The organism is Hymenobacter miniatus (assembly GCF_016427455.1).
GTDB lineage: Bacteria > Bacteroidota > Bacteroidia > Cytophagales > Hymenobacteraceae > Hymenobacter > Hymenobacter armeniacus.
This window is the reverse complement of record NZ_JAELXR010000007.1, coordinates 150726-163768: the sequence shown is the minus strand read 5'-3', so window position 1 is coordinate 163768 and position 13043 is coordinate 150726. Positions and strand designations below refer to the sequence as shown.

At 57.9% G+C, this 13043-nt stretch carries 12 protein-coding genes; 6 read left to right on the top strand and 6 right to left on the bottom strand.

The features are described from left to right. Positions 1-141 precede the first annotated feature (141 nt). The 4 genes from hemL (at position 142) to JAO73_RS12865 (ending at position 3711) form a co-directional block, all read left to right on the top strand. The gene (gene hemL, locus JAO73_RS12880; protein ID WP_198977422.1) at positions 142-1440 is read left to right on the top strand and encodes a glutamate-1-semialdehyde 2,1-aminomutase; all 1299 of its coding nucleotides are present in this window, start codon (positions 142-144) and stop codon (positions 1438-1440) included. A gap of 116 nt (positions 1441-1556) precedes the next feature. Further along, the gene (locus tag JAO73_RS12875; protein WP_198977421.1) at positions 1557-2453 is read left to right on the top strand and encodes a hypothetical protein; all 897 of its coding nucleotides are present in this window, start codon (positions 1557-1559) and stop codon (positions 2451-2453) included. 41 nt (positions 2454-2494) lie between these two features. Then, positions 2495-3031 carry a dCTP deaminase gene (gene dcd, locus JAO73_RS12870; RefSeq protein ID WP_190922036.1) on the top strand — a complete coding sequence of 179 codons (537 nt, stop codon included), beginning with the start codon at positions 2495-2497 and terminating at the stop codon, positions 3029-3031. 131 nt (positions 3032-3162) lie between these two features. Then, positions 3163-3711 (top strand): DUF4890 domain-containing protein, encoded by a 549-nt coding sequence (locus tag JAO73_RS12865; protein WP_198977420.1) that lies wholly within the window; start codon positions 3163-3165, stop codon positions 3709-3711. An 84-nt stretch (positions 3712-3795) separates the two neighbouring features. Here JAO73_RS12865 and gldC read toward each other — a convergent pair whose 3' ends face one another. Then, the gene (gene gldC / locus JAO73_RS12860; protein ID WP_190922038.1) at positions 3796-4131 is read right to left on the bottom strand and encodes a gliding motility protein GldC; all 336 of its coding nucleotides are present in this window, start codon (positions 4129-4131) and stop codon (positions 3796-3798) included. Between the two features lie 119 nt (positions 4132-4250). After that, a complete protein-coding gene (gene dnaN, locus JAO73_RS12855; RefSeq protein WP_190922039.1) occupies positions 4251-5375 on the bottom strand; it encodes a DNA polymerase III subunit beta in 1125 nt (374 codons plus the stop codon). Positions 5376-5524: 149 nt separating this feature from the next. Here dnaN and JAO73_RS12850 point away from each other — a divergent pair, with 149 nt between their 5' ends. Then, entirely contained in the window at positions 5525-7777 is a 2253-nt protein-coding gene (locus tag JAO73_RS12850; protein WP_198977419.1) for an NACHT domain-containing protein, read from the top strand. Between the two features lie 87 nt (positions 7778-7864). On the opposite strand, the gene gldG is transcribed toward JAO73_RS12850, so the two are convergent. The 4 genes from gldG to JAO73_RS12830 form a co-directional block, all read right to left on the bottom strand. Further along, on the bottom strand, positions 7865-9595 hold the full coding sequence (gene gldG, locus JAO73_RS12845) for a gliding motility-associated ABC transporter substrate-binding protein GldG (protein WP_198977418.1): 1731 nt from the start codon (positions 9593-9595) through the stop codon (positions 7865-7867). Continuing rightward, a complete protein-coding gene (gene gldF / locus JAO73_RS12840) occupies positions 9595-10320 on the bottom strand; it encodes a gliding motility-associated ABC transporter permease subunit GldF (protein ID WP_198977417.1) in 726 nt (241 codons plus the stop codon). Before gldF ends, gldG begins: the two co-directional genes overlap by 1 nt. A 152-nt stretch (positions 10321-10472) precedes the next feature. After that, a complete protein-coding gene (gldA, locus tag JAO73_RS12835; protein ID WP_198977416.1) occupies positions 10473-11381 on the bottom strand; it encodes a gliding motility-associated ABC transporter ATP-binding subunit GldA in 909 nt (302 codons plus the stop codon). Between the two features lie 141 nt (positions 11382-11522). Then, positions 11523-12215 carry an SDR family oxidoreductase gene (locus JAO73_RS12830; RefSeq protein WP_198977415.1) on the bottom strand — a complete coding sequence of 231 codons (693 nt, stop codon included), beginning with the start codon at positions 12213-12215 and terminating at the stop codon, positions 11523-11525. 81 nt (positions 12216-12296) lie between these two features. On the opposite strand from JAO73_RS12830, the gene JAO73_RS12825 reads away from it, so the two are divergent. Then, a complete protein-coding gene (locus tag JAO73_RS12825) occupies positions 12297-13034 on the top strand; it encodes a GIN domain-containing protein (protein ID WP_198977414.1) in 738 nt (245 codons plus the stop codon). Positions 13035-13043 lie beyond the last annotated feature (9 nt).

Sequence of the window (13043 nt, the reverse complement as noted above, 5' to 3'; positions counted from 1 at the left end):
ACCTTGAAATCGGCGTAATTGACGACCGTCGTGCTGAGCGCAGTCGACGCATCTCTCCCGCGCAAGTGATGATTCCCGCTGCACGCGAGGTGCTTCGGCGGCGCTCAGCACGACCGTAATTTTTAAACCTAAGACTCAGTAATGCTTAACCTTACCACCTCCGCTGCCCTTTTCGAACGTGCCAAAACCCTTATTCCCGGCGGGGTCAATTCGCCGGTGCGCGCTTTCCGCTCGGTGGGGGGCTCGCCGGTGTTCATGCAAAGCGCCCACGGTGCCTGGCTGACGGACGTGGACGGCAACCGCTACGTGGATTTCATCAACTCCTGGGGCCCCATGATTTTGGGCCACGCCCCGCAGGTGGTGCTCGATGCCGTGGCCAAGGCGCTGCCGCACTCGCTCAGCTTCGGCGCGCCCACCCACCGCGAGGTGGACATGGCCGAGCTGATTCAGAAAATGGTGCCCAGCATCGAGAAAGTGCGCCTCGTGAACTCCGGCACCGAGGCCTGCATGTCGGCCATTCGGGCGGCGCGCGGCTACACGGGCCGCGCCAAAATCATCAAGTTTGAAGGCTGCTACCACGGCCACGGCGACGCCTTCCTCATTGCGGCCGGCAGCGGCGCCCTCACCGCCGGCGAGCCCGACTCGGCCGGCGTGACCCGTGGCGTGGCCCAGGACACGCTTACCGCGCCTTACAACGACCTGCCCGCCGTGGAAGCCCTCATAGCCGCCAACCCCGGCGAGGTGGCCGCGCTCATTTTGGAGCCGGTGGTGGGCAACATGGGCCTCGTGGCCCCGGCCGAAGGCTTCCTGCAAGCCCTGCGTGCCCTGTGCACCGAGCACGGCATTGTGCTCATTTTCGATGAAGTGATGACTGGGTTCCGCCTCGCGCAGGGCGGCGCGCAGGAGCTCTACGGCATCAGGCCCGACATGACCACGCTGGGCAAAATCATCGGCGGCGGCCTGCCCGTGGGCGCCTACGGCGGCCGCGAAGACATCATGAACTGCGTAGCGCCCGCCGGCAAGGTGTACCAGGCCGGCACGCTTTCCGGCAACCCCATGGCCACGGCCGCGGGCATGGCCCAGCTTCGCTACCTGCACGAGCACCCCGAACTGTACACTGCCCTCGACGCCAGCACCGCCCGCCTCGCCGACGGCACCCGCCAGATTGCCGCCGAACTGGGCCTGAACTATACCGTGAACCGTGTGGGCTCCATGTTCAGCCTGTTTTTCACTTCCGAGCCCGTCACCAACCTCGACGACGCCAAAAAGTGCGACACGGCTGCGTTCGGCCGCTATTTCCACGCCATGCTGGAGCGCGGCATCTACCTGGCGCCGTCGCAGTTCGAGGCCCTGTTCGTGTCCACGGCCATCACCGACGAGCTGGTGGAAATGTACCTGACGGCCTGCCGCGAGTCGTTGGTGGAAGCACACGGCTTGTAGGCCGGCATTGGTTTTCGCGCAAAATAGGTGCCGGCCGACCGACGTTGATGTGGCCGCCCGGCACCTATTTTCGCTTCGATTACCCGTGCGCTGAATTAATCAGCGACCTTTGCTCCATGGTAAAACAGCTTTTTCTAGCCCTGCTGCTACTTCTCGGGCCGCTGGCCCACGCCGAAACGCCGGCCCAGGCCAACAAGCGGCTTTTCGATAAAACCATCGACGAGCTGAACTTCCGGACCATGGAAACGGTGTACGACAAGTCGTTCACCCGCGGCAAGTTTCCACTCACGCTGCGCACCGCCGCCGCCCGCCGGCAGTTCGACGGCTTCGGCACCAACACGGCGCTCAAGCAGCTGTTTATGAACTACAACGGCGTGGCCGAGCGCTACAAAAACCGTTTCGGCAACGGCCCCATGACGCTGGCCGAGTTTGAGAAACAGCTCAAGTCGGTGCTGCTGGACAAGAACTTTGAGTTCTTCATTCACAACCTGCCGCGCGACGAGCGGGTGGCCCTCATTCGGGCCGAGCAGCGCCTCATTCAGCAGGCCAGCGCCCAGTTCAACGCCTCGGGCTCGGAAGAAACCGCGGCCGTGCCCCCCGCCGATGCCGACGCCCAGCCCGAAGCCCCCGTGGCGGCCCCCCTCACCACCCACGACGCCGATGGCCAGGAAGCTGCCCCGGTCGCTTCGTCCGACGAAGCCCCGCTCAGCAGCGCGCCGGTGGGGGGCACGGAAGCGCCCGGCGCCGCGCCGCGCCACGACTGGGTCGACTATTTCACGCTATTGCTCAGCCTCGGCAGCTTTCTGACCCTGCTGTACCTCACCACCAGCGTGCTGCCGGGCATGAGCCGCCGCATCAACAACCTGGCGGCCGACCCCGAGCCGGAGCCCGAGCCCCGCAGCATCGTGAGCCGCCTGCGCCCCACCCAGTCGCGAGGCCTGCGCGAAGACAGCTACGAAGACGATGACGACTTCGAGCCCACCGAGCCCGCCCGCCACCACGACGACGACTAGCGCCGCCCGGCCCCATTTTCTGCACCCCGTTTCTCAACCCCATGATTTTAACTGACCAGCAAATCCTCGCGGAAATCGAAAAAGGCACCATCGTCATCGAACCCTACGACCGCAGCTGCCTGGGCACCAATTCCTACGACGTGCACCTGGGCCCGTACCTGGCCACTTACCGCGACGAGGTGCTGGACGCGCGCAAGCACAACGAAATCGACACGTTTGAAATCCCGGAAGAAGGCTACGTGTTGCAGCCCGGCAAGCTCTATCTGGGCGTGACACAGGAATACACCGAAACCCACGCCACCGTGCCCTTCCTCGAAGGCAAGAGCAGCGTGGGCCGCCTCGGCATCGACATTCACGCCACCGCCGGCAAGGGCGACGTGGGTTTCTGCAACTACTGGACCCTGGAAATCAGCGTGTCGATGCCGGTGCGCGTGTACCGCCACATGCCCATTGGCCAGCTGATTTATTTCACGGTGCAGGGCGACGTCAACAACTATTACAACCGCAAGCAGAACGCCAAATACAACGAGCGGACCGACAAACCGGTGGAGTCGATGATGTGGAAAAATAACTGGTAGCATATTCGGCGCGCCCTATGTGCGCCGGCCGATTCCGAACCGTTCGGGCTTTTCCTGCGTTTAAATGAGCAACTGAGCCGCCTTTCCTCTGGCCCGGTCCTTGCGTAAGTGTGCACCAAAACCCCACGACGATGACGACGAAATCAGCATTTGCTTCCCTGCTGCTGGCGCTGATGGCCGGCACCGCTTCTGCCCAGCAAGCCTCCCGCGCTACCACCGTGGAGCCCCAGGATAAAACCCAATCTTCGCCGCGCCTCAACCCGGTGCAGGTGCGGGCCGACCGCCTGAGCAACCAGATGGTGCGCGACCTGCGCCTCAACAATTACCAGGCCGCCAAGCTGCGCGCTGTGAACGCCGACAAAATCGCCAAGATGGCGGCCATCGAGCGCAAAAATGCCGGCAACCCCAGCCTCATCGATGCCGAGTGCAACGGCGTGTGCAAGGAGCGCGACAAGGAACTGCAGGCTTTTCTCAGCAACGACCAGTACAGCAGCTATTTCGGCTCGCGTGCCACGTACTACAAGTACGACAAGGACTACGCCGCCCAGTCGGCCAGCATCCTGCTCACCAACTCGGTGCAGAACCCAGCCCCGGCCCGGGCCAACGACGCCACCATTGCGCCCACCAGCACCAAGCCCGTCAACCGGCCGGCCGGCAACCTGGGCCGCAACGCCCGGTAAAAGTTACCCTACTTGACACACAAAAGCCCCGCCGGAATATTCCGACGGGGCTTTTTAGCGTCTGGGCGGGCCGGAAACCTCTGGCTATTGGCCTTGTTCCTGCTTGTCGAGGTACTCCGACAGCTCTTTGCAAAGGGCACGCATCTTAGCCGCCATTTCCTTGTCGTCGGTGGCCGTTACGATGTTCTCGGCCATGGAGCCGATGTTGTCGACCACGAAGCGCTTCATCTCGTCAACGGGCATGTCCTTAGTCCAGAGGTCAATTTTCATGGTGCCCACCTGTTCCCGGTCCCACAGCGCAATGTTGATGGCTTTGGCAAAGTGAATGTCCGGGCCCGCGTCGGTAGCCGACCAACTGATGGCCTCAGGTACTTTATTGTCGTCCAGCGCAATGCTGAAGCGGATTTCTGATTTTTTCATGTTTGGTAAAAATGTGTCATCCTGAGCGGAGCGAAGGACCTCACCCTTGCCGAACGATTGGCGTTCTGACTTGAGTAGGTCCTTCGCTGCGCTCAGGATGACAGTTTTGAGGGCAAGATTTAAACGTAGTTGTTCAGCATCACCGGCATTACCAGCATGAGGATGCTCTCGTTGTCGTCGGGGGTGGTGGGCATGAGCAGGCCGGCGCGGTTGGGCGTGCTCAGTTCCAGCGTGATTTCCTCGGAGTCTATGTTCGAGAGCATTTCGAGGAGGAAGCGGGCATTGAAGCCGATTTCCATGTCTTCGCCGTCGTACTGGCAGGTGAGGGTTTCCTTGGCTTCGTTGCTGAAATCCAGGTCCTCGGCCGATACCACCAGCTCAGAGCCGGCGAGACGCAGGCGCACCTGGTGGGTGGTTTTATTGGAGTAGATGCTGATGCGGCGCACCGAGTTCAGCAGCTCTTGGCGGTTGATGACCAGCTTGTTGGGGTTGCTCACCGGAATCACGTTCTCGTAGTCCGGGTACCGCTCGTCAATCAGGCGGCACACGAGGCGCATCTGGTTGAACGAGAAGAAGGCGTTGCTTTGGTTGAACTCCATCTTCACCGGCGTGGCCTCCGAGGGCAGCGTGCCTTTCAGCAGGTTGAAGGCTTTGCGCGGGATGATGAGGTTGGCGGTTTGGCCGGCGCCCACGTCCTGGCGGCGGTAGCGGAGCAGGCGGTGCCCGTCGGTGGCCACGAAGGTCACCTGCGAGTCGGCCAGCTGCACCAGAATGCCGGTCATGGCCGGGCGCAGCTCGTCGGTGCTCACCGCGAAGATGGTTTTGTTGATGGCCCGGGCCAGCGACGAGGAGGGCATCTCAATCGGGGCCGAGCCCTTCACCACCGGCACGCGGGGGAAGTCGGCGGCGTTCTCGCCAGCCAGCTTGTAGCGGCCGTTGGCCGAGCTGATTTCGATGGTGTAAGTTTCCTCGTCCAGCGTGAAGGTCACGGGCTGGTCGGGCAGGTTCTTGAGGGTGTCGAGCAGGATGCGGGCGGGCGCGGCAATGCGGCCGGTGTCGCGGGCCTCCACGGGCAGCTCCGTAATCATGCTCGTCTCCAGGTCAGAGGCGGTGATGGTGAGCTTACCGGCCTCAATCTCAAAGAGAAAGTTCTCCAGAATGGGCACCACGGGGTTGTTCGTAACCACGCCGTTGATGCTTTGCAGCTGCTTGAGCAGCGCGGAGGAAGAGACGATGAATTTCATGGTGCGAGGCTAAGGCTGGGAGTAAGGGAGGGCAAAGATAGGGGGTGCGGTTGGGCTTTGGAAGGGGCGCGATGAGGCATTCAGAGTTTCATCCGCTCTAATACTATCTTAGCAACTCCATAAAACTTAAAAGCAATCCACATAATAGAATGGACCCTCACGAATTTGAAAGAGAAGTACTGCGCATTGCATCTCATATTTGGGCTGATGCCGAAAATGGCGGGTCTCTAATGGTAGATGGGCAAGAAAGAGATGGCGTTTATATAACGTCAGATACTGTACATCTGATTGAATGCACTACGTCTAGAACAAAAGAAAAAGCCGTAAAAGATGTAGGCAAGTTGTCAAAACTGACAAAGCAAATGCAGCGTTCATATCCTGATAAGGCTGTAAAGGGATGGTTTATTACTAAAGATGAACTTACTGCTGACCAAAGAACTGAAGTTACAAGTAATGGTTATTTAGTAGTTGGAATGTCTTTCAATCGGTTTCAAGCCAGGCTTATAGATGCAAGTTTGTATTTTTCTTGTAGAAACGATTATGCATTTGGTAGTGTAAGAGACCCTAAAACAGGAGATAATAATTACAAAGGCCCCTTCGTTCATATTGATTTGATTGAAAAGTCATCAAGCGGAGCCTTATGGTCTTTTACAAATATTGTTGACTCGTTAGGTAACGGAGTAAAAATTGTGGTGCAAGGTCATTATGGTGTTGGAAAAAGTATGTCTTTAAGAGAGATATATAAAGTTTTTATGGTTAATTATAAAAATAATAACACATCGAAATTTTGTATTTATTTAAATCTTAGAGACCATCATGGACAAACCAATCCTGTTGAGGCCATTGAGCGGCACGCTCGCAATATAGGTTTTAGCCATCCTTCACATTTGGTTAGAGCTTGGCGTGCAGGGTATTGCTCAATTATTCTTGATGGTTTCGATGAGATTGCTGCGCTAGGTTGGGCGGATAAAATATCTAAGCTCAAGGAAATTAGATATAATTCAGTACAACTAATCAGAGAGTTTGTAAAAAATACTCCTTCAAGTAGTGGCGTGCTTGTTGCTGGGAGAATTAACTTTTTTGACTCTTTAGAAGAATGCAAAGCTTCCTTCTCATTGAATTCAGAAGCTAGGATACTCTCTATTGGCGATTTTAGCGAGGCTCAAATTGAAGATTACTTAAAAAAGAATAAGATTTCAGGCGAAATTCCCGACTGGGTACCGTCGAGGCCTTTATTGCTTGGCTACTTAGTAGCCAAAGGAATATTATCAAATGTGCTGCAAGGCGAAACAGGGTTTTCTCCAGCAGAGGGTTGGGACTTTCTTTTAGATGAAGTGACGAAAAGAGAGTCAGATATTGAAGCTGGATTGATTGGCTCAACTATTCGAAGCTTAATAGAAGGTCTTGCTTCTTACGCTAGGAGATTTCAGTCGGGTTTAGGACCTATTTACCAGAAGGATTTAGAAGACGTATTTTTCGAAAAATGTGGTTACAAGCCAGATGACCGTGCCCTTGTGCTACTTCAACGCCTGCCTGGATTAGGTCCGCTTGACCAGCAAGATGGCTCAAGATATTTCATTGATAATACTTTTGCAGAAGTAGCGAAAGCCGGTGAAATAGCAAGATTTGTAACAGACCCCTACAATACTCCAAACTCATATGACCCAAGGAACTGGCAAGAATCATTAGATGAGCTAGCAATACAAGTGCTTGCTAATAAACTGACAGGTGAAAAATTGGGTTTGCTTGAGGAGGCAGTAATTGTTGCGAAAAGCAATGGTGCTGACGTGTTATCGGCTGATATAATTTCTTGTCTGAATTACCGAGGTAATATATGGAACAGAAATAATTTTATCGCTAGTAATGTAGTTATTCCTTCATTCGATTTGAAGCCTTGTAAAGGATGGAATAACATTACTTTCAAGGATATCATCTTTAAAAGATTATATATTGACGTGGATTCTGTAGGGGATTTACTTCCAAGTTTCGAATCATGCATAATCGGTGAGGTAGTTGGCTGCTTTAGTGAAGCTACTCTGCCACAAGGGATTTTTAATGACTGTCTATTTGATAAGTTTGAGGAAAAGTTGGAAACTACCTCAGCACTTCTGGATTTGGAATTGCCTACCGCTGTAAAAGTCGGATTAACAATCTTAAAGAAACTTTACTTACAGTCAGGAGGTGGTCGCCAAGAAAACGCCTTTTTTAGAGGCCTAAGCCCTAACGACCAACGTTATGTTGCTGATGTTTTAAAAGTTCTTAAGCAGGAGGAATTTACGCTTGAATCAAGCAGTAATAGCAAAGTGTGGCTACCGATTAGGAGCAAAACAGAGCGTGTAAAAACTGTGCTTTGGAGCAGGTCTTTAAAAGACCCGCTTATGGTGCGGTTATCAAAAATTTAGCAGCATTGCGTGAGAATCTTATTTCGTGAAAAGCCATTGTTTAAAATTGAGATTCTTACACAAGAAAAAATGAACTCGTAATCGCTCTCAATTGCTAAACCCCGCATATCGACGCTTGCGGCGCCACGCCCGCACGGCCCCAAACACGCCTAGCAGCGCCAGCGGCGCCCCAATGTTCAGCAGCTGCCAGCTGCGGCGCTGCTCAGCTAATTTCACTTTATCCAGCGGACGCAGGGTGATTTGCTTGCCGCGCACGGCGATGAGGCCGGTTTCGTCGAGCAGGTAGTCAGTGGCGTTGAGGACCAGCTCGCGGTTGGCGAATTCGGTGTTGGCGAGGCGGTCAAAGCCCAAGCGGTAGGGGTTGCCGGTTTTGGGGTCGATGTCGGAGCGGATAAAGTCGCCATCGGACACGACTAGGATTTTGCTAGGCTTGGCGTTGGCCGGCTTTTCGGGCTGGAATTGCAGGGTGCCGGGCCGTGCACGGTTGGCAAAGAGCGAGGTGAACTGGCCTTCGAGCAAATACGCCACCGGCTGAAAGCCCTTCTGGTAGAGCTTGGGGTTGGGCTCTAGGCGGGCGTCGTTGAAGTTGATGGGCACCGGGGCGGGCAGCACGCGGGTGTAGCGCGAGGTGGTCATCAGGGCGGTTTTGCGGATGCCGGTGGCCTTCACCGTGTCCAGGTTGCCAACGAACTTCAGGTACACCGCGTCGAGGTTGCGGGTGATGGGGTGGGGGCTGAACTTGTTGATGAGCGGGTAGAGCTGCCAGGGCATGGGCTCGATTTTGGGCTTGTTGCCGTCCATGCCGGTCACCAGCGGAATCTGGCCGCTGTTCAGGTCGAGCAGCAGGTTCTGGTTCAGGCGCAGGCCGTACTTGAAGAACAGGTCGTCGAGGTTGAGATTGTAAGGCGTGGCCAGGGCTACGCCGTTGCGGCTCACGCTGTCGAGGTCCACCCGTAGCGCATCGATGAAAAACAGGGCCCGGCCGCCGTTGGTGATGAACTGGTCGAGCTTGAACTTCTCGTCCTCGGTGTAGGGCGTTTTGGGTTGGGCCACTACCACAGCATCGAGCGCGCTGAGGTCCTTCACCTTGCTCAGCGTCACGCGAAACACGTCGTACTGCTGCTGCCAGGTGCCAAGGATGTCGCCGGCCTGCGCGTTGGTGAGTTCACCGTGGCCTTCCACCACACCGATGCGCTTGCGCAGGGCCGGCACCAGCGTGCGGATGGTACTGGCCAGCTCATATTCCAGCCCTTCAATGCTTTGGTTGAGGCGCACGTCGGCGGGGGCGGCCTGGTTGCCGCGCAGCAACAGCACGTTACGGTCTTTGCCGCCCACGCTCACCACCGCCCAGGGAAAGATGATTTTCTCGACGCGCTTACCGTTTTCGGTGGCGCCGAGGTTGGTGGGTTTCAGTCCCTTTTTGAAGAGGGTGGTGTAAAAGGCGTTGCGCGCCGCCTCGGTGCCGCCCGCGCTGGGGTCGATGAAAATGTAGTTCAGATTGGCCCCGCCGTACACCTGAAACTCGTTCAGCGTTTCGCGCACGCCCTGCTCCAGGCGGCGGAAAGCTGGCGGAAAATCGCCGGTGAGGTAGACCGTGATGGTGACCGGCTGCTTCAGGTCGCGCAGCAGCTTCTTGGTCGCGTCGGACATGGTGTAGCGCTTTTCCTCGGTCAAGTCGACGCGAAAAAAGAACCGCTGCGCAATGAAATTGAACAACAGCAGCCCGCCCAGTACGGCGGCAAACGCCAACAGGTCGCGCTGTTTGCGCGAAGCAGGAACGGGGGCCGTGGCCGGCGAATTAGTCAACGTATTTTCCATTACCAATTGCGGCTCCGTAACACCAGCCGCGTGGCCTGCAACGCCACCGCAACCACACTGAAGAAATACACCACGTCGCGCGAGTCAATCAGGCCCTTGCTCAGGTCGCGGTAGTGGGCCGCAATGCCCAGCTGGCTGATGTAATAAGCCGGGCTGCCCTCCAACACCGAAGCCAGCGAGTCGAAGCCTGAGTAAATCAGAAAGCACCCCACCACCGCCACCAGAAACGCAATAATCTGGTCGCGGGTAAGGGCCGAAGCCAGGATGCCGATGGCCGCAAACACCGCTGCCAGCAGCGCCAGGCCCAGATACGAGCCCACCGTGGCGGCCGAGTCGATGTTGCCCTCGGGGCTGCCCAGCTTGTACACCGAGAAGTAGTAGAGCAGCGTCGGAATCAGGGCCAGCAACGCCAGTAGCAAACAAGCCAGGTATTTGCCGCCGATAATCTGGCCATCGGTGAGCGGGCGCGTCAGGAGCAGTTCAATGGTGCCGGCCTTTTTCTCCTCGGCGAAGGTGCGCATGGTAATGGCCGGAATGAGAAACAGGAAAATCCACGGGGCCAGATTAAACAGCGTCTGCAGGTCGGCGTAACCGTAGTCGAGCACGCTGCTATCGGGAAATACCCAAACGAACAGGCCTGTCGCAATCAGGAAAACCCCCAGCACCACGTAGGCCACGGGGGAGTTCAGGAAGGCGTTGAATTCTTTTTGAAGGATGGTAAGCATTTATTCTCGTTTGTCATCCTGAGCGCAGCGAAGGACCTTATCACGTCCGCCTCGCCTCAATGATGTCGGCTGAATCTAATGATTTACTGCAAGCTGTTCAGTTGTCAGAAGGTCCTTCGCTGCGCTCAGGATGACAAATGATTTATTCGTTCTTACTTCGTCAGTTCCCCAAACACCTCTTCCAGGCTCTGGTGCTCCTGCCGCAGCCCCAGCAGTATCCAGCCTTCCTGGCCCGCCAGGCGCGACACGGCCGCGCGCACGTCCACGCCCGGGGCGGTGCGTAGCAGCACCACGCCACCCGGCGCGGCTTCCACGTGGCGCACGCCCGGCAGCTGCGCCAGCTTGGCAGAATCCACGGCGCCTTCGAATTCGGCGCGCACCACCGTTTCGCCAGCGGCGCGGGCGGCTAGTTCGGCCACCGGGCTGTCGGCCACCAGCTTGCCCCGGCTGATGATGAGCACGCGCGAGCATAGCGCCGTGACTTCGGGCAGGATGTGGGTGCTGAAAATGACGGTTTTGTCCTCGCCCACTTCCCGAATGAGCTGGCGGATTTCCAGAATCTGGTTGGGGTCGAGGCCGGTGGTGGGCTCGTCGAGGATGAGCACGTCGGGGTCGTGGATGAGGGCCTGGGCCAGGCCCACGCGCTGCCGGTAGCCCTTGCTGAGCGCCCCAATCTGCTTGTTCTGCTCGCGGCTCAACCCCACGCGGCGCACCAGTTCACCCACGCGGGTGCGCAGGTTTTTGCCACCGAGGCCGTGCACCGAGCCGATGAATTCGAGGTACTCGTGCACGTACATGTCGAGGTACAGCGGGTTGTGCTCGGGCAGGTAGCCCACGTGGCGCCGCACGGCCAAGCTGTCGGTCAGCACGTCGTGGCCGGCCACGCGCACGGTGCCGGCGGTGGGAGGGAGGTAGCCGGTGGCAATTTTCATGGTCGTGCTTTTGCCCGCGCCGTTTGGCCCGAGGAAACCCACAATCTCACCCTTGCCCGCCGTGAAGCTGATGTTGTCCACGGCGTTTTGGGCGCCGTAGGTTTTGGTCAGGTGCTCAATTTCTACCATTGATTGGTTTTGATTATCAAATAGAACGTCATGCTGAGCGTAGCCGAAGCATCTCGCGTGCTGTTACTAATTAATGACGTTTTATCAATTGAATTACTACCACACGCGAGATGCTTCGGCTGCGCTCAGCATGACGTTCTTTTACTTCACATTCGCCGGCCGCAGCTGGATTTCCGATATCATCGTCGTGTCCGGTGCCTCGATGGCATGCACAATGGCGTCGGCAATGGCTTCGGGCTGCATCTTGTAAGGGCTGGGCTCGGCGCCGGGCTCGTTGCCGTTGAAGTTGGTTTCCACCGAACCCGGCATCACGCACGTGACGCGGATGCCGGCCGGACGCACCTCTTTAAACAGGGCGTCCGAAAAGCCGCGCACGGCATATTTGGTGGCGCAGTAGCCGCTCATGCCGGCCGTGCCCGCCGTGGCGGCCAGCGAGGCCACGTTCACGATGTGGCCCTGGTGCTGCCGCTTCATCTGCGGCAGCACGGCGCGGGTGCACAGGAACGTGCCCAGCACGTTGGTGTCGAACATGGTTTTCCAGTCCTCCGTTTTGAAACCGTCGACTGCGCCCATGATGCCCAGACCGGCGTTGTTTACCAGGATGTGGATGTCGGGCCCCAGTTCGCGCTGCGTGTTGGTGAAAGCTTCGGCCACGGAGTGCTCGTCCTGCACATCGCAGGCAAAAAACTGAAACCGGTCGTGCACCAGCCCGGCGGGGGCCGTGCGCGCCCAGCCGGCCACGGCGGCCCCGTGCGCCAGCAAGGCCTCCACGGTGGCGCGGCCTATTCCTTTGCTTGCGCCGGTAACGATGGCGACTTTGCCGGTGAGGTCCATTTATCTTTGGGAAAAGTAAGGATGCAAATGCGCTATACGAGTTTGCGGCCGCAAGTTAGCGGCCTGGGGTGGTTTGAGGGAATGCGTGCCGCCGTCCGCAGCGCGGTGGCCGTGGGGCTGGCCGTGGGGCTGAGCACCTGCAACTCGGGGCCCGACTGCCTCAAGAGCACGGGCACCATCGTCACGCAGCAGCGGGCCGTGGATGCGGGCTTGGCCACCGTCACGGTTTTCGACAACGTGGACCTGCGCCTGGTGCAGGACGCCAAAACCTACGCCGAAGTGCGCGCCGGCGAAAACCTGATTAGCGAAATCGTGCTCACGCGCAAAGGCAATTCCCTCGAAATCAACAACACCAGCACCTGCAACTGGACCCGCAGCTACGACTCGCCCCGCGAAGTCACGCTGCACCTGCCGCGCATCACCAACGTGTTTATGCGCGGCCAGGGCAACGGCAGCACCGTGGGCGAATTCGTGCAAGACACCGTTTTCTTCCACCTCATCGGGGCCGGCGACTACGACCTCACGGTGCGGGCCAAGCAGCTGTTCCTAGACCAGTACGAGCTAGGCGACATCACCGTGCGCGGCACGACCACCGAAATGAACTTCACGCTGGGTGGCTCCGGCCGGCTGTTTGCCCAGGGCCTGACTGCCCGGCGCTGCTACTTCACGATGACGCGCGACAGCGACGGCGACGCCCGGGTGCGCGCCACCGACGCCATTGGCGGTACCGTGGCCGGCAACGGCACCCTCTACTACAGCGGCGCGCCCACCTTCACCGACATCCGCGTAACGGGTCGGGGCGGGAAAAAGGCGGAATAATTCGCCCAA